14 protein-coding genes and 1 pseudogene are annotated in these 15271 nt (G+C 64.1%); 3 read left to right on the top strand and 12 right to left on the bottom strand.

Features of this window, described 5'->3' with window-relative positions; all coding sequences use genetic code 11:
- Positions 1–104: 104 nt before the first annotated feature.
- The 12 genes and pseudogenes from IEQ11_RS11000 to IEQ11_RS10945 all read right to left on the bottom strand — a co-directional run bounded on the left by IEQ11_RS11000 (position 105) and on the right by IEQ11_RS10945 (position 12984).
- Entirely contained in the window at positions 105–851 is a 747-nt protein-coding gene (locus IEQ11_RS11000; protein ID WP_157753936.1) for a hypothetical protein, read from the bottom strand.
- A gap of 112 nt (positions 852–963) precedes the next feature.
- Complete coding sequence (locus IEQ11_RS10995) at positions 964–1734, bottom strand: hypothetical protein (RefSeq protein WP_096414374.1); 771 nt, start codon at positions 1732–1734, stop codon at positions 964–966.
- Positions 1735–2031: 297 nt separating this feature from the next.
- Positions 2032–4491 carry a VirB4 family type IV secretion/conjugal transfer ATPase gene (locus IEQ11_RS10990; RefSeq protein WP_036103023.1) on the bottom strand — a complete coding sequence of 820 codons (2460 nt, stop codon included), beginning with the start codon at positions 4489–4491 and terminating at the stop codon, positions 2032–2034.
- Positions 4492–4645: 154 nt separating this feature from the next.
- Complete coding sequence (locus IEQ11_RS10985) at positions 4646–4957, bottom strand: VirB3 family type IV secretion system protein (RefSeq protein ID WP_036103025.1); 312 nt, start codon at positions 4955–4957, stop codon at positions 4646–4648.
- A complete protein-coding gene (locus tag IEQ11_RS10980) occupies positions 4950–5336 on the bottom strand; it encodes a TrbC/VirB2 family protein (RefSeq protein WP_096414372.1) in 387 nt (128 codons plus the stop codon). Before IEQ11_RS10980 ends, IEQ11_RS10985 begins: the two co-directional genes overlap by 8 nt.
- A 295-nt stretch (positions 5337–5631) precedes the next feature.
- Positions 5632–6507, bottom strand: a complete 876-nt coding sequence (locus tag IEQ11_RS25945) for a lytic transglycosylase domain-containing protein (RefSeq protein WP_425494670.1) — start codon at positions 6505–6507, stop codon at positions 5632–5634.
- Positions 6508–6675: 168 nt separating this feature from the next.
- Positions 6676–7713 carry a P-type DNA transfer ATPase VirB11 gene (gene virB11 / locus IEQ11_RS10970; protein WP_036103029.1) on the bottom strand — a complete coding sequence of 346 codons (1038 nt, stop codon included), beginning with the start codon at positions 7711–7713 and terminating at the stop codon, positions 6676–6678.
- Positions 7714–7740: 27 nt separating this feature from the next.
- The gene (locus tag IEQ11_RS10965) at positions 7741–8979 is read right to left on the bottom strand and encodes a TrbI/VirB10 family protein (protein ID WP_096414370.1); all 1239 of its coding nucleotides are present in this window, start codon (positions 8977–8979) and stop codon (positions 7741–7743) included.
- Positions 8976–9743, bottom strand: a complete 768-nt coding sequence (locus IEQ11_RS10960; RefSeq protein WP_046656480.1) for a TrbG/VirB9 family P-type conjugative transfer protein — start codon at positions 9741–9743, stop codon at positions 8976–8978. The genes IEQ11_RS10965 and IEQ11_RS10960 overlap by 4 nt, the downstream gene beginning before the upstream one ends.
- Entirely contained in the window at positions 9740–10777 is a 1038-nt protein-coding gene (locus tag IEQ11_RS10955; RefSeq protein ID WP_096414369.1) for a VirB8 family type IV secretion system protein, read from the bottom strand. Before IEQ11_RS10955 ends, IEQ11_RS10960 begins: the two co-directional genes overlap by 4 nt.
- 281 nt (positions 10778–11058) lie before the next feature.
- Positions 11059–11451: pseudogene (locus IEQ11_RS10950) on the bottom strand (hypothetical protein); the annotation flags it as partial.
- A gap of 384 nt (positions 11452–11835) precedes the next feature.
- A complete protein-coding gene (locus IEQ11_RS10945; protein WP_191821037.1) occupies positions 11836–12984 on the bottom strand; it encodes a pyridoxal phosphate-dependent aminotransferase in 1149 nt (382 codons plus the stop codon).
- A 194-nt stretch (positions 12985–13178) separates the two neighbouring features.
- Here IEQ11_RS10945 and IEQ11_RS10940 point away from each other — a divergent pair, with 194 nt between their 5' ends.
- The 3 genes from IEQ11_RS10940 (at position 13179) to ccmB (ending at position 15134) form a co-directional block, all read left to right on the top strand.
- Entirely contained in the window at positions 13179–13652 is a 474-nt protein-coding gene (locus tag IEQ11_RS10940) for a DUF3293 domain-containing protein (RefSeq protein ID WP_052756199.1), read from the top strand.
- 106 nt (positions 13653–13758) lie between these two features.
- Positions 13759–14421: a heme ABC exporter ATP-binding protein CcmA gene (gene ccmA, locus IEQ11_RS10935; RefSeq protein WP_191821036.1), complete on the top strand. Its 663-nt coding sequence runs from the start codon at positions 13759–13761 to the stop codon at positions 14419–14421.
- Positions 14418–15134: a heme exporter protein CcmB gene (ccmB, locus tag IEQ11_RS10930; protein ID WP_191821035.1), complete on the top strand. Its 717-nt coding sequence runs from the start codon at positions 14418–14420 to the stop codon at positions 15132–15134. The genes ccmA and ccmB overlap by 4 nt, the downstream gene beginning before the upstream one ends.
- Positions 15135–15271: the final 137 nt, after the last annotated feature.

Here is a 15271-nt window from a genome sequence, read left to right as displayed (position 1 = left end):
TCCGTATGCTTGGGCCGGTCTTGCATTGCCGGCCCCACGATTTCCGATCCCCGCCCCCGATCGTCCGCCCGATCCCGTCGGGCGAACGACTTACATCGACCGCATTACCGTTCGCGCGAGCGCGCGCCCTGCAACGCCAGCTTCAGGGCCCCGCCCTGGATGGCCGTGTCGAGGATCGAAGGGCTGTTCTTGTTCTTCAACGCCATGTTGGCGCTGCGAACCATGTTCTCGTTCAAGCTGCGCAGCATGGCGGTGTACGCGTCGAGCATGTACTTGCCGTTCTGCACGTCGTTGGCCATCTGCGTCTGCAACGCCGCGATGTAGTTGGTGTTGGTCTGCAGCTTGCCCTGGTCCTTGTCGGCCGTCAGCTTGGCGCGGTCCTTGTAGGCCTCTTCAAGCTCCTTGTCGCGCTTGGAGACGTCCTGGAGCATCTTCACCATCGCATTGTAGCGACGGTTCTCGGTCTGCACGATCGCGATGCAGTACTTGTGCTGGTCTTTCGCGACCGGATTGTTCTTCTCCTTGCCGCAAGCCTTGTCGACGCCTTCGTTGATGTCGCGCTCGGGGAACTGCTTGGAGATGTCCTCGCGGTAACCGGCCGTGCCCTGGAACTTGAGCTGGCCCAGCGCCATCTGCTCGTAGGCCTTGACCTGTTCCTGCAACTGCTTGACCTGCTCTTCGTACTGCTTCACCTGCTGGGCGTACTTCAGGCCGAGCTGGATGTTGTTGGCGATCTGGGTGAACTCGGAGGCGAACACCGCTTGCGCGGGACGCGGCGTCAGCGCGGCGACGCCGGCGACGACAACGGCCAGCACCACCGGCAGCATCTTGGAGGAATGATTGACGTTCATTGCGGTCAGCTCCTGAACCAGGCCAAGGATCGTGTTTGCGGCGATCCGTGGCAATTGTTCCAACGGACAGGTCGCGGTCATCCGCGGCCTGCCGATTCGATTGAGATCCTTCTTACCGCTCGCGAATCCGCGCGCCCTGCAGCGCGACCTTCAACGCGGCGCCCTGGATCGCGGTATCGATGATCGAGGGCTTGTTCTTGTTCTTCAGCGCGGTATTGGCCGCGCGCACCATGTTCTCGTTCAACGAGGTCAGCAGCGCGGTATACGCATCGATCGTGTACTGGCCGTTCTGCAGATCGTTCTGCATCTGCGCCTGGACCTGTTCGATGTAGTTGGTGTTGGTCTGCAGCTTGCCCTGGTCGGTGTCGCCCGACAGGGTGCCGCGGTCGGTGTAGGCCTGCTCGAGCTGCTTGTCGCGCATCTCGACGTCCTTGAGCATCTTCACCATCGCGTTGTAGCGACGGTTCTGGGTCTGGACGATGGCGACGCAGTAGTTGTACTGCTGCTGGCCGACCGGGTTGTTCTTGGCGCCGGTGCCGCAGCCTTCGGTCAGCCCCTCGTTGATGTCGCGCTCGGGGAACTGCTGGGCGATATTGACCCGGAAGCCCTTGTTGCCCTGGAACTTCAGGCTGCCCAGTCCCATCTGCTGGTACTGCCGGACCTGCTGCTCGTACTGCTGGACCTGCTGGCGCAGCTGCTCGAGCTGCTTGGCGTACTGACCGGTCAACTGGCCGAAATTCAGGTACTGGGTGATTTCGGTGGCGCACCAGAAGCACACGAACGCCTGCGCCGGGCGCGGCGTCATCATGCTGCCGAAGCCGACCAGCACCAGGGCCATCGACATGAACATCGGCTTGATTCGAACGAACTTGGTCAGGCTCATCGGCGTTTCCTCTCCTTGATACGTCCGCAGCCCAGGCAGGCACAGGACGTCATGCGTTCACTTTCCATTGAAACCCGAAAGTGTGACTAAAGCCACCCTATTCAGGCATTCGACGCGTGTTTCCGTTGCTACTCCGGCCAGATCCCGTACCGGACGGCCGTCGGCCGCCGGTTCCTGCCAGGCCCAAAACGGGCATTCTCGCAAAGGACGTCAATTACAGTCTTTTCCAGTGGAACAAATACTCAAGGAATGTGATCGTCCAGGCCAGTGGGCAGGCGACGGGCGGCATATTCCAGGTTATGCGTGGGCGCGCTCGCGGGGGTCGGACGAGGCCTGCTTGCCCTTGCCCGAGCCCTTGCGGTTGTCGTAGAAGTCCTGCAGCCAGGCGTCCGGGGTCAGCTCGTCCACCGCGATCCCGGTCCGGTGGGAGGCCTTCTCGACCACCTGATGCATGATGTCGATGTTGTCGGTCGAGGCCGAAATCACCGCCAGGGCGTCGTCCATGCCGCGCAGGTTGAGCTGGCACACCGTGGCCGCATGGCCCTGCTTGACCAGGAAGCAGCGCGAACGCTCGTCCAGGCTCTTGACCACCTGGAACTCGGCATCGGTGAGCTTGAGGCCCTCGATGTAGTCCTCGCGGCTGGCATTCGGGTTCGGCAGCAGGATCAGGGTCGCGGTCTGCTCGATCAGCGAGGCGGAAATATCGCTGGCCAGCGCGTCCTCCGGGCTCTGGGTGGCGAAGATGCCCAGGCCGTTCTGCTTACGGATGGTCTTCTGCTTGTTCTTGGCGAACTCCTTGAGCGCGCCGCCGCCGTCGAGGATCTTCCAGAATTCGTCCATGACGTAGATCAGCGGGCGGCCGTCGATCAATTCTTCCAGGCGGTGCAGCAGGTAGTTGATCACCGGCACGCGCACTTCGGGATTGTCGATCACATCGGTGTAGTCGAAGCCGATGATGTTGGCCTTGTCGAGCTTGATCGTGTCGACCGGATTGTCGAACACCCAGCCCAGCGAATTGCCGGCGGTCCACTTGCGCAGGCGCGCATACAGACCGTCGTCGCCCATGTTGGGCAGGCTCTTCTGCAGGTTGGTCATGCTGCGCAGGTGCATCGGCGTGTCGAGCATGTTCTCGACCGCGCGGAAGATGTCCTCCTCCTCGCGCGCCGAATAGGTGCCCTTCGCGGCCAGGACCTTGATCAGGTCGGCCAGGAACTGCACGTTGGTTTCGTTGCGCTCGCACTGGAACGGGTTGAAGCCGGTCGGCTGGCCGTTGTCGAGCGCGAGGTAGTTGCCGCCGCAGGCGCGCACGAAGATCTCGGCGCCGCGGTCCTTGTCGAAGAAGAAGATCGTCGGCGTCGGCTTGAGCTTCTGCACCTGGCTGAGCAGGAAGTTGATCAGCGCGGTCTTACCGGTACCGGACTTGCCGATCACCATGGTGTTGGCGATCGCCTTCTCGCCGAGCGAGTTCTCGGCCGGATGGGTGGCGTGGAAATTGAAGTAGTACGGCTGGCCGTTGGTGGTCTGCAGCGTGGTAACGCAGTCGCCCCACGGGTTGTTTTCTTTCTTGCCGGTCGCGAAGTTGTGCAGCGGCGACAGGCCCAGGAAGTTCAGCGAGCTGACGTTGGCCAGGCGGGTGCGGTACTTCCAGTTGCCCGGGAACTGCGAATAGAACGACGCGGTGACGGCCAGGTCTTCCTTGGCCGAAACGAAACCGGCGTTGGACAGTTCGGCGCGCGCCTGCGCGACCTGCGCGGCGAGCTTCTCCTGGCTGTCGGCATAGATCGCGAAGGTGTAGTGGTACTCGCCGAGCACGAAGTTGCCCGAGGCGAGCTGATCCATCGCGTAGTCGAGCTCGGAGATCTGGCTGACCGCCTTGTCGCCCGAGGAAATCATCATGCCCTTGGTGCGGTCAAGCACCTTGAGCGCGTCCTGGCGACCGATCGGACTGAACGAATGCGTGATCACGTATTCGAAGTCGAGGTACTTCAGGCCGTTGAGAATGCCCGGATAGGTCGAATCCGGGTATTCCTTGATATTGAGGATGGCGCCGAAATGATTGGCGTTGGTCGGCGTGTTGACCACGAAGTCGCCGCTCTTGGCGGCGAACATCAGCCGGCTGACCGGCAGATAGTTGTAGACCGGCGCGCTGAGCACCGGCACCGGCTCGTCGATGCGATTGAGCAGATAGCCGAAGAATTCCAGCGCCTCGGAGAAAACAATGCCGTTCTTGGCTTCGTACATGCCCAGGCGGTACGGCGCGTAGTCCTTGAGCACGGCTTCAACGTTGCCGGCCAGCTCGAGGATCTTGGCCACGCACTGGTCCTGCTCTTCCTGCAGGCGGCCGATGTCGGTGGACTTCTCGGAGAAACGCTTACCCGACACGATCGGGCGGTACATCATCGTCAGATACAGCTCGTTCTGCATGAGCTTCTGCGAGGACAGCGCGGCGAAATAGCCGTCGGACAGGTCCTGGTTGAATCGCTCGTTGAACTTGCTGTCGGTGCGGATCCGGCGCCGGCGGCGCACGTCGTGGACCCAGAACGCGACGTTGGTGAAATCGGGCGCGCGCAGGGTCTGCAGCATCCGATTGAAGGTGTTGTGGCGATGCTCCAATTCCCACTCTTCGCGACCGACGAAGGGCAAGCCGCCCAGGTGCCAGACCATCATGTAATCGCCGCCCGTGGTCTTGATCACGGTGGGGGAGACATGCGTGGACAGCGGGATGAATTCGCTGATCGGAGTATCGGGTGTGAGCATGATGGGTACTGCGTATCCCGTGGTTTTGGAAGAGCGTCGCCGGGCCTGGGGCCCGCGACGCGATCAAGCATCCGACGCAGCCCCGGTCAGGGGCGCCGCGGACGGCCAAGAACCGCAGGCGCCATGCGGTACACCGCGATGGCGCCTGCGTACATCATCGAGCTTTCTTGTCGCCTGGATTGCGATAGTGGTTCGGCGAGAACACCCACATGGTGCCGTGGTGAACGATGTTCCTCATGCGCATGCGGAACTGCATGCGCAGCCCCAGCAGGCGGAAGATCATCTCGTCGCGCCGCGTCATCTGCCGCATGACGAAAATCACTACCGGCAGGGACAGGATGAACCACATATTGAAGTAGAACGTCGAAAGCAAACATGCCCCGGCCGCGAACGTGAAGGGCACGTACGGCACTCCCAGGAACATGGGAGGCCGTGTGCAGCCGCGGAACATCGCGTTCTTATGCATACAGGTTCTGGAAGGTGCTCACCAGGATCGCCATGCCGCCCGAGCCGCCGCCGGCGCCGACGTCGTTCGGGATGACCATCTTGGCCAGCTGAGCGGCCGCGCCGATCAGGAAGCCGCCGAGCAGGACCGGCATCACGTCGGAGATGCGCTTGTGCGCGAACGCGATCTGGTAGCCGGCGAAGATCACCGCGATGGTCACGATCGCGATCGAGGCGATGTTGAGCAGGCTGTTGAGGTTGTCGAAGAAGCCCTTGACGGTGTTCTTGGCGCCGTCAGCGGTCTGGGCGAAAGCCAGTTCCGGCGCCGCCAGCGCGCCGACGAACAGAGCCGCCATCGCGAAGGCCGAGAGGAAGTTCTTGATCTGGATATTGTTGTTCATTGAAGAGGTCCCTTCTATTCGCTAGTGGACAAAATGGTCGAGGTGCAGCGGTGTGTTTCGGATGGTTCGTCGGTGGAGGGGAAACTGGTCGATCGAAAGCGGATGGATCAAAACGGGTGGATCAAAGCGGGTTCATCAAAACGGCCTGATCGAGTGAATCGTTGCGAATCAGGTCGATCAAATCGGTGCGGCAAAATCACATGAAGCAAATTGGGCGAATCGAAACCAGGTGGATCAAGGTCGGATCAAATTCGAACAAAATCGGGTCGAACAAGACGAATCGGCCGGCCGGCGCTCAGAAAACGAAGGCCTGATCGCCCTGCCCCTGCGCCGCCACGGCCGCCGCCGGAGCGACGGGCGCGGGCTGCTGCGGGAGCGCCGCCGACGCATTCATCGGCATGACTCTAACCGGCTGCGAGCTCTGAGCCTGAGACGCCACGCCCGGGGCACCCATTCCTGCCGGCATCGGGCCGGGCATCATCGGCGCGGCCGCGAGCGGCTGGGCCGCGGGCATCGTTGTAGCGGGTAACGTCATCTGAGGCATCGCCGCGGCCATCGGCTGGGAGGCGCTGACCGAGGCCAGGCGCTGCGGGCCCGACTGCCGGCCCGGCGCATAGGTGGCCGGACCGACCGGATTGGCCGGGCTGACCGACGCCAGCGCCGAAGGCGCCTTTGTATCCTTGCGAGATGACTTGCCGATTACCGCGATGGCCTGAGCATCGGAATATGGCGTCGCTCCCCTGTTGATCGACGCATAAATCTTTTGCACATAACCATGCCGGAAACCCGTGACGAAGTTCCCAGAGTAGTAACAGCTGAAGGATTTACCCCAATCCCCGCTGGAGCGGCCATAACATTCGGCCAGAATTTTTGAGCCCGCCTGTAGATTTGGGCAGACTTCGAATGCCTTTTCGTAAGTGTCCAGGCCGTACTTGCCGAGGTTGTAACGATTCACCTGAGCGACGCCGAGGGAAAAGTTATAGCCGCGGCGCTCAAGCATGCGCACGGTGGAGACGGCTTCGGCGAGATTCTGCGGCTGGCGCACCAGGCGACCGCCCACGACGCCAATCGCGAACGGATTGAACGAGGACTCCACGCGCACGACGTGGTGCATGACTTCATTTGGAACTGCCAAGCCCGGGCAGTTCATCAACTCTATTCCGGGCAACATTCCGTGATCCCCCCGTGCCGACCGTTGCGCCGATCCCCTGTGAACATCCGCAGAAAGAAGGGGTTGCAATCAGTCGGATCGACGCAGCAATGATTCATCTAGCAGCAAGCAATGTCAATGGCTGTGCACACTTACGTCACAGTTCGTAGCGTTTTCCGGCACCTGAGCTCATTCACTGTGTGACCGCTCAGGATTGAAGTCGATGCCGGTGATGTAGCGCCTGCCCGCATGCGCCTTGATGTGCACCAGGATATCGATGGTCATCATCAACAAGCGCTTGATGACCCCGAACTCCAGCCCCGACCCCTCGTTCGATGCCTTCACCATCAACGCCAGCTGATCCCACGTCTGCGCGGTACTGCCGGCGTGGCAACTGGTGATCGATCCCGGATGGCCCGAGGCGCAGTTACGAATGAAGTAGAACGATTCGTCGCCGCGCAACTCGGCCAGGATGATCCGGTCGGGCTTCATGCGAAGACAGGCTTCCATGCAGCTCTTGGCCGTGATGTTGCTGGTACTTTGTCCGCCTTTCGAATAGAGCAAGTGCACGACATTGGGCTGCGTGATGAACAACTCGCGCGCGTCCTCGATCGTCACCAGCCGCTCTTCTTCCGGAATGTGGTTGACCAGCGACTTCATGAAGGTGGTCTTGCCGCTGCCGGTGGCGCCGGACACGACCACGTTCTTCTTGTACTGGACCGCCTTCTTGAAGAATTCGGCGTAATTGCGCTGCGCGCGCAGCTCCAGCAGCTCGCGGTCGTGCTCGCTCAGGACGTGGGTCTGCTCCAGGATCTCGTTGAAGAACCCGTCTTCCTGATATTGCTGCAGGGTCTTGCTGTGCTTGGACGGCAGACGGATCGTGATCGAGACCTTGCCCGGATCGCAGGCAGGCGGAATCACGAACTGCGCGCGCTGTCCGGTCGGAAAGGTCAGGGAGACCACCGGGTCGGCATCGGTGATGCGCTGCCCGGTGTTGCTCTCGTTGACGACCGCGGTACAGAACTGCCGTGCCCGTTCGAACGTCAGGCTCGGCACTTCCAGGCGGTTCCAGCCGGAGCGAGTCTCCAAATAGAGCTCGCCCGGCCGGTTGATGCAGATTTCCGTGACATCCGGGGAGCTCATGTACTCCAGGATGCCCAACACCTGGTACTGGTACTCCAGGAAGGCGTTGGAAACTTGCGCGATCGGTGAATTATCGGCGTCCATCTCAAGCTACCGCTGCTGCAATCGACATCACCTCAGGACCGACGAGAAGTCGACATCCTTGGCGACATAGATGTTCACGACGGTGCCCTGGTTGATGGTCACGGTCGGCGGACGGTTGATGCTCTTGTCCAACGCCTGGTTGGCCAGACGCTCCATCGCCTCGGCGGTGTTGCTCTCGTAAGGCTGCTGCACCACGTTGCCGCTGTTGGTTACCGTGCTCGACTCCGGACCGTTCTTGGCCGCGGCGTACTTGAACGCGTCGCTGATCAGGCTGATCAGCAGCGCCGAGGCGATGCGGCTGCCCCAGTGTGCGTTGTAGTCGCCCGGATGACCGGCGCCGCCGAGGTTGTCGATACCCGGGCTGGCCATGTTGACGTCGATACCGTTCGGGGTGGTGATGCGATCCCAGATCACCGACACGCGCGGGCCGTTGATGTTGTCGCTCTGGTAGCGGCCGGAGACCTTCGAACCCTTCGGCAACAGCAGACGGCGGCCGTTGATCGAATAGGTCGGCTCGGTGACCACGCACGAGGTGAAGCCCGGCAGGTCGGTGACGATGCGGGTTTCCATGACGCAACGGATGTACGTTCCGCGCACCAGCAAGGTGTCCGGGTTGTAGATCGGCTGCGCGCTGGTGGCCTTTTCCTGTTCCTGCTGCGGACGCGCCGGGCCCTGGCCGTTGGCGGCCATCATGGCTTGGGCGTAGGCTTCGGGCGACATCACGCCGGGCGGCAAGCTGCCGCCACCGCTGCCACCGCCCTCGCCACCACCACCGCCCTCGCCCGAGATGCGGCGTTCGAGCAGGCTCGGACCACGCTTGACCGGCTCCATCTGCTCCGGCGGCGGCATCGGCATCGGCGGCGGGGCCTGATCGACCACCGGCAACGGCGGCATGCCGGCCAGCGGATCGACCGGCAACGGCGGCGGATCGGCCACGGTCTTGGGCAGGTCGGGAATATTGACCACTTCCTCTTCGACCTTCGGCTTCTTGTCTTCGCCGGACGTCGCCGCGTTGAACATCCACAGCGCGGCCACGATCAGCAGCAGCACGATGCCGCCGAGGAACAGCAGCGCCTTGCGATTGAGGCGTTGCACGTCGGAGGACTTCAGCGTGGGCGCGTTGGCATCCAGGTCCGGCGCCGGGCCGGTGGCCTGCTGGCCGTAATAAGGATTCGCGCCGGCGTAGCCGTAGCTGCTGTTGTTTTCCGCAGTGCCGCCGGACTCGTCCGGGTTACCCGGCTGATTGGGAGGTAGGTTCTGGCTCATTTCTGCTTCTTCCTGCGCAGACCGACGACGTTGTTGCCGTGACGGATGATCAAGTAGGGATAGGTGCCATGAACCACGAGCGTGTTGCCTTCCACCGTGGTGTTGACCACGAAGTCTTCGCTGCCTTCACGTTCGCGGCCGAACACGGCCGGAAAGTTGCCGGTCGGCAGATCCTTCACGCCGTTGATCTTGATGTAGGTGAACTGACCGTCGTCGTAGACGTTGGTCGGCACCAGCCACGACTGCTTCTTGCGGCTCGAAAACTGGTAATCGAAGTTGTAGACGCGGCCCTTGTCGAGGGTGGTGTTCAACTCGGGAACCGGTTCGGCCTTGGTTTCCTTCGCGCCGGAGAATTCGGTGCCGTTGGGATACACGAACTTGATCTTGTACTGCACGCCGGCCTGCTTGGCCTGCTCGAGCACGCGCCAGTCGGTCGCCACGACCTTCAACTCCAGGATGTAGGAGTGGGTGCTCGTGCGGATCATCATGTTGGTGTCGACGTCGACGTTCTTCGGCTTGATGTAGAAGACGTTGTCGCGACGGCTCATGTCCCAGCCGGAGCTGAAACCGGTGCTGTAGTCGAGGATGTTCTCGCTCGGGCTCAATTCGATCTGAGTGGTGATGCCGAGGCCCGTGCGCACCGGATAGATGCGGTTGGCTTCGTATTCGTACTCTTGGATCACCTGGGCCGAGGCAGGTAGTGCGAGGCCGGAAACCGCCAGGAACAACAGGGCGGCCAGGCGATGTTTACGCAGGCAGTTCATCGGTTGCTGACTCCATTCGCATTGCCAGTCGGTGCAGGTGCCGCAGCCGGCTGTTGCGGCTGCTGGGCGGGGTTGGTGGGAAGCGGCGCGCCCGGCGCCGGCGCGGTGCCCGGCGGATAGGCCGCGGGCGGCGCGCCAGCCGGAGGCGCCGTGCCGGGCGGGTACGCGGCCGGCGGCGGCGCGGTACCCGGCGGATAAGCGGCCGGATTGGCGGCATCGGGCGAGACCGCGCCAGGCTGCTGCGGGTAGGCCGCGGCCGGCGCGGGCGTCTGCGTGGGCGTCGCGTTGGGCGGCAGGGCCGGCGCGGCGGCGTAGTCGTTGTCGACGCGATAGCCGCTGACCTGGAAGCCCAGCGGATTGAGGACGCGGTTAACCTCGTCCATCTTCAGGTTCGACTTGTAGGTGAACTCGATCGTGGCGATCTTGCTGTCCAGCGGCGTGTTGTCGCCGTTTTCCTTGTTGTACAGGCTGCGCTGGAAGCGCACCGTCGCCACCTTGGGACCGGGGCCGGTGTTCATCGCATCGGCGGCGAGCTGGATGCTCAACAGCTTGACCCGGATGGTCTTGGTCTTGCCGTAGGTGGTGATCGGATTGGCCGGGTTGGTCGAGCCGAACAATTGTTGGTAAGCGGTGGCGACCTGGGCGTTGCCCATCGCGAACACCGTCGCCCAGTCGCGCTCACCGATCTGCGAGTAGTCGTAGGACTCACGCGCCATGATGAAGTGCGAGATGTTGCTCTTGTTGAGCGCTTCGCTGGTGGAGACGCTGGGGTTGGCGAAGTCGTCGCGCAGGCGCGCGACCGTCGCGGTACCGGTGTAGGCGTCGGCCATGACCAGGTACGGCACCTTCTCCTTGAGCGGCAGGAAGTAGAAATAACCGCCGGCCAGGATCAGCGACATGATCAACGAGCCGAGTGCGACGAGCCACGCGCGCTTCTCGCTGCGCTTGGCCATGTCGGCGACGGTGACCTCGTAGTTCACCGCCTTGGCGACGGCGTTCTCGACCGCCGGAGTTACGGGCTTTTTTCCGAACATCTATGCTGCATCCATGACGATGGAATCGTTGCCGGCGACGCGGCATGCCTGCGCATGCCGGGACTCGTCGCCTGTGCGGGCCGGCTTGCGCCGTTCGAGGATCAACGCGACGGACCGGAGGCTTGCGCCAGGGTCGCGGACGGCAGCGCGGCCGGATCGGCTGCGCTGGCGGACGGCGAATGCGGTTGCGACGGCTCGCTCTTGGGCGCGTGCGCGGACTTGGATGCCGCGTCGACCGCGGGCGTATCGTTGCCGGCCGCCGGCGGCGCCGACACGGCCGAGCGCACCACGATCTGCTCGCCTTCGCGCGCGATCACCACGCCATGTCCGGCATAGGCCGAATTGAGCTGCGAAATCGCGTCCGGCAGGCTGGTGGTGTGGATCTGCGACACCGCCTGATGCAGGGTGAAATCCGAATAGTGCTGGTAATCCAGCTTCATGTTCGAATCCTGGGTCCAGCGCGTCAGCATCGCCTTCAAGGTGCCGTCCATCGGCGAGGGATAGAAGACGTAGGACTGATGAAGCGGAATTTCGTTGGGCGCTTCGGAATACCGGTTGACCGGCTTCCAGCGGCCGCCGAAATCCGGCGCGGGCCTTGTGGCGCACCCGGCCAGCGCAACGGCCAGCAGGATCGCGATCCACAAACGAGGGCTGGTTGCAGTTAGTTGTCTCACGCGTTCCCCGGCTAAGTAATGTACTGACGCACGATAGGACCCGAAGCGGTCGTCGGCTGCGACTGGCTCGGCCAGCACGCTGCGACGGACCTCGTCGCGGTCATTGTTGGAGTTGAGGTGACCGGACAGACATCGGTCGAAATGAGACGTCGGACACCTTTGCAAAAGAGACGCGCAACACGTCATCCCTTTTAGCGCCGGGTCGCGACTTTTTTGCCATGCCGGAAGTGCGGCACGCGCTGATCGTTCTGTCCATGAACTCCCCCTACAGCCACGGTTATACCGTTGAACGAGCGTCTGACGACACTCGTAGACGAAGATTAGACCGAAGTCAAAGCATTCGGCAAGTAGTTGTGCAAAAAAAGTGCAAAATCGAGTTGCGGGTTACAGCCGTAACAAACGCTCGATCGCCGCGTCCAAGGTCGCTTCGTTCTTGGCGAAACACAGGCGCGCCAGACGTTGCCCAGCCGGCGCCGACTCGTAGAACGGCGACAGCGGGATCGCGGCGACGCCCTTGTCGGTGGTGAGCCAGCGACAGAACGCGGCATCGTCGAGATCGCTGACGCCGGAGTAATCGACCAGCTGAAAATAGCCGCCCGGCACCGGCAGCGGCTTGAGCGCGGTGGTCAATAATTGATCACGGAAGCGATCGCGCTTGGCCTGGTAGAAAGCCCCCAGCCCCTCGTAATGCTCCGGTTCGGCCTCGATCATCTCGGCGAACGCCCATTGAGCCGGGGCGAAACTGCAAAAGCTATTGTACTGATGGACTTTGCGCAGCTCGGCCGACAAGGCCGCCGGTGCGATGCAGTACCCGATTTTCCAGCCGGTGCAGTGGTAGGTCTTGCCGAAGCTCGACACCACGAAGGCACGCTCGCGCAGCTGCGGATAGCGCAGCACCGACTCGTGGCGGCGGCCGTCGAACACGATGTGTTCGTAGACTTCGTCCGACAGCAGCCAGATGCCGGTGTCGGCGAGCAGCTCGCTCAGCCGGGCGATGTCGTCGGCATCGAACATCGCGCCGGACGGGTTGTGCGGCGAGTTGATCATCAGCAGGCGGGTGTTCGGCGTGACCGCCGCGCGCACCCGATCCCAGTCGACGGCGAAGGTCCGCGGGTCCAGCGGCACATGCACGGCGCGGCCGCCGGCCAGGTCGATCGCCGGCTCGTAGCTGTCGTAGCACGGGTCCAGCACGATCACTTCCTCGCCCGGACGCACCACCGCCTGGACCGCATCGAAGATCGCCTCGCTGGCGCCGGAGACCACGGTGATCTCGGCATCGGCGTCGGGCCGGTAGCCGTAGCAACGCTCGGTCTTGGCGGCGATGGCCTGACGCAGCGCCGGGATGCCGGTCATCGGCGCGTATTGGTTCTTGCCTTCGCGCATGGCGCGGCCGAGCGCATCGACCAGACGCGCGGGCACGTCGAAATCCGGAAAGCCCTGACCGAGGTTGACCGCCTGGTGTTCGGCGGCGAGCTGCGACATCACGGTGAAGATGGTGGTGCCGACTTTCGGCAGCTTGGTGGTCAGGGTCATGGGGCCGGGTACGTGATCGCGATCGGACCGGGGAGTGTACGAAATCCGTGTTGCAGGTCGTTAGACCGTGACGGTCGGCGGCAATGACGCGGCGACATATCTATATGACGACGGCAAGACAGCGCACACGACCGACGACATCCCGCCCGTCGGCCGGATTTGCGCTGCCCGCGCGGCCCCGCGAAACTGCGCGCATGCGCGAACTGCAGGTGCTCGACGCCGCCGAACTGGCCATCGCCTACGCCGCCGCCGACTACGCGGTGGCGCTGGACGGCGACGCCCTGCCCTTGCGCGTGGGCCGGCCGGCCGCCGACCTGGAGGCGTACTGGCCCGCCGCGAGCTACCTGTTCATGACCGCATGGAACCCCGCGTCCGAGCCGCACTCCGACAGCGCCAACCATGCCGCCGACGAACGCCTGGTCGCGCGGCTGGACGCGATCGGCGTGCAACGTCATGCCGCATGGGCCGAGGACGTCGCCGGACAGTGGCGCGAACCGGGCTGGTTGCTGGCCGATCTCGACGACGCCGTGGCCAACGCGCTCGCGCGCGAATTCGGCCAGGCCGGCGTGCTGGCCTGGCGGCGCGGCGAACCGGTGAGGCTGCGCATGCTGATCGCTCGTCCGCGCCATGCCGGACCGGCCGCGCACACCGACTGGATCGGCGCCTGACCGAGTCAGGCGGCGAGGACGCAATACGCGGCGAGAATGCGGAGCGACCCGCGCAGTCGCATAGACTGCCCGCTTCGCGGCCCGACCCGCCGCCCGCTTGCGACCGATGACTCCACTCGAACGTACCGCCCCGCCCCTGCTCGAAGCCCGCGGCCTGCGCTTCGCGCGCAACGACGAACCCGTGTTCGGACCGCTCGACTTCGCCGTCGATGCCGGCGAAGCCTTGCTCGTGCAAGGCGACAACGGCGCCGGCAAGACCACGCTGTTGCGCGTGCTGGCCGGCCTGCTGCGCGCCGACGACGGTCGGATCGACATCGACGGGCAACCCTCGGACGCCTCGCGCCGGGCGCGCGCGATCGCCTATCTCGGCCATCTGCCGGGCCTGAAGGCCGACCTGAGCGCACTGGAGAATCTGAATTTCCTGTGCGGCCTGCAGGGGCGCCGGCGCAGCCAGCTGCCCGAGAACGCCCTGGCCATCGTCGGCCTGGCCGGTTACGACGACACGCTGGCGCGGCAGTTGTCGGCCGGACAGAAGAAGCGCCTGTCGCTGGCGCGGCTGTGGATGTCGCCGGCGCCGTTGTGGCTGCTCGACGAGCCGTACGCGAATCTCGACCTGGAAGGGATCGAACTGGTCAACCGCATGGTCCAGGCGCATCTGCGCGAGGGCGGCGCCGCACTGGTGACGACCCACGGCGCCTACGCCGCGCCTCCGGTGCGCACGCGCATGCTGGTGCTGCGACGCGCGGTCGCGATGGAGCCCAGCGCATGAGCGTGCGGCAACGCAATCCCGGCGCCGGCGCGGCGACGCCCGGCCTGATCGGTTCGGCGCGCGCCTTGCTCGCGCGCGACCTGCGCCTGCTGTGGCGGCGCCGCGGCGATGCGCTGCAACCGGCGCTGTTCGCCCTGCTGGTGGTGGTGCTGTTCGCGCTGGCCCTGGGCGGCGAAAAGCAGGCGCTGTCGAAAGCCGCCGCCGCGGTGCTGTGGCTGGCCTCGCTGCTGGCCGGGCTGCTCGCGCTCGACACCTTGTTCCGCGGCGACGCCGAGGACGGCTCGCTGGAGCAATGGATGCTGGCGCCGGTGCCGCTGGGCTGGCTGGTCGCTGTGCGCACCTTCACCCACTGGGCCACCACTTCCCTGCCGCTGCTGATCGCCACCCCGTTCCTGGCCGAACTGCTGTACCTGCCGCGCGAGCAATTGCCGGTGCTGCTGGCCTCGCTCGCGCTGGGCACGCCTTTGCTGAGTCTGCTCGGTGCGGTGGTCGCCGCGCTGACGGTCGGGATGCGGCGCTCTGGTATCCTTGTGGCCTTGCTGGCACTGCCCTTGTACGTTCCGGTGCTGGTCTTCGGCGCGGGCAGCGTGGCCCGCTCGGCCCAGGGACTGGACCCGGTAGGCGCGTTGCTGTTGCTGGCCGCCGGACTGGTGGTGGCGCTGCTGCTGGCGCCGCTGGCCGCCGCCGCCGCGATCCGCATCGCGCTGAACTGACGGCGCCGGCGGCTCGCATTGCCACGCACCAGGCAGGACTCGTAAGCAGGACCCAGTAGCAGACCGAACCCGCGCGCGACAGCCCGGCTGCCGCGCTCAACCGTCCAGGCCGCTCCGCGACCCAGACCTCGAGACCT

The sequence above is a fragment of the Lysobacter capsici genome, from assembly GCF_014779555.2.
Classification (GTDB): domain Bacteria; phylum Pseudomonadota; class Gammaproteobacteria; order Xanthomonadales; family Xanthomonadaceae; genus Lysobacter; species Lysobacter capsici.
Note: the sequence above shows the minus strand (reverse complement) of the source record. Positions and strands in the feature narration are given on the sequence as shown.

Excerpts from the sequence above, each read along its gene's own strand:
- IEQ11_RS11000 (WP_157753936.1), bottom strand. The coding sequence starts at position 851 with ATGAACGTCAATCATTCCTCCAAGATGCTGCCGGTGGTGCTGGCCGTT.
- IEQ11_RS10995 (WP_096414374.1), bottom strand. The coding sequence starts at position 1,734 with ATGAGCCTGACCAAGTTCGTTCGAATCAAGCCGATGTTCATGTCGATG.
- IEQ11_RS10990 (WP_036103023.1), bottom strand. The coding sequence starts at position 4,491 with ATGCTCACACCCGATACTCCGATCAGCGAATTCATCCCGCTGTCCACG.
- IEQ11_RS10985 (WP_036103025.1), bottom strand. The coding sequence starts at position 4,957 with ATGCATAAGAACGCGATGTTCCGCGGCTGCACACGGCCTCCCATGTTC.
- IEQ11_RS10980 (WP_096414372.1), bottom strand. The coding sequence starts at position 5,336 with ATGAACAACAATATCCAGATCAAGAACTTCCTCTCGGCCTTCGCGATG.
- IEQ11_RS25945 (WP_425494670.1), bottom strand. The coding sequence starts at position 6,507 with ATGTTGCCCGGAATAGAGTTGATGAACTGCCCGGGCTTGGCAGTTCCA.
- virB11 (WP_036103029.1), bottom strand. The coding sequence starts at position 7,713 with ATGGACGCCGATAATTCACCGATCGCGCAAGTTTCCAACGCCTTCCTG.
- IEQ11_RS10965 (WP_096414370.1), bottom strand. The coding sequence starts at position 8,979 with ATGAGCCAGAACCTACCTCCCAATCAGCCGGGTAACCCGGACGAGTCC.
- IEQ11_RS10960 (WP_046656480.1), bottom strand. The coding sequence starts at position 9,743 with ATGAACTGCCTGCGTAAACATCGCCTGGCCGCCCTGTTGTTCCTGGCG.
- IEQ11_RS10955 (WP_096414369.1), bottom strand. The coding sequence starts at position 10,777 with ATGTTCGGAAAAAAGCCCGTAACTCCGGCGGTCGAGAACGCCGTCGCC.
- IEQ11_RS10945 (WP_191821037.1), bottom strand. The coding sequence starts at position 12,984 with ATGACCCTGACCACCAAGCTGCCGAAAGTCGGCACCACCATCTTCACC.
- IEQ11_RS10940 (WP_052756199.1), top strand. The coding sequence starts at position 13,179 with ATGCGCGAACTGCAGGTGCTCGACGCCGCCGAACTGGCCATCGCCTAC.
- ccmA (WP_191821036.1), top strand. The coding sequence starts at position 13,759 with ATGACTCCACTCGAACGTACCGCCCCGCCCCTGCTCGAAGCCCGCGGC.
- ccmB (WP_191821035.1), top strand. The coding sequence starts at position 14,418 with ATGAGCGTGCGGCAACGCAATCCCGGCGCCGGCGCGGCGACGCCCGGC.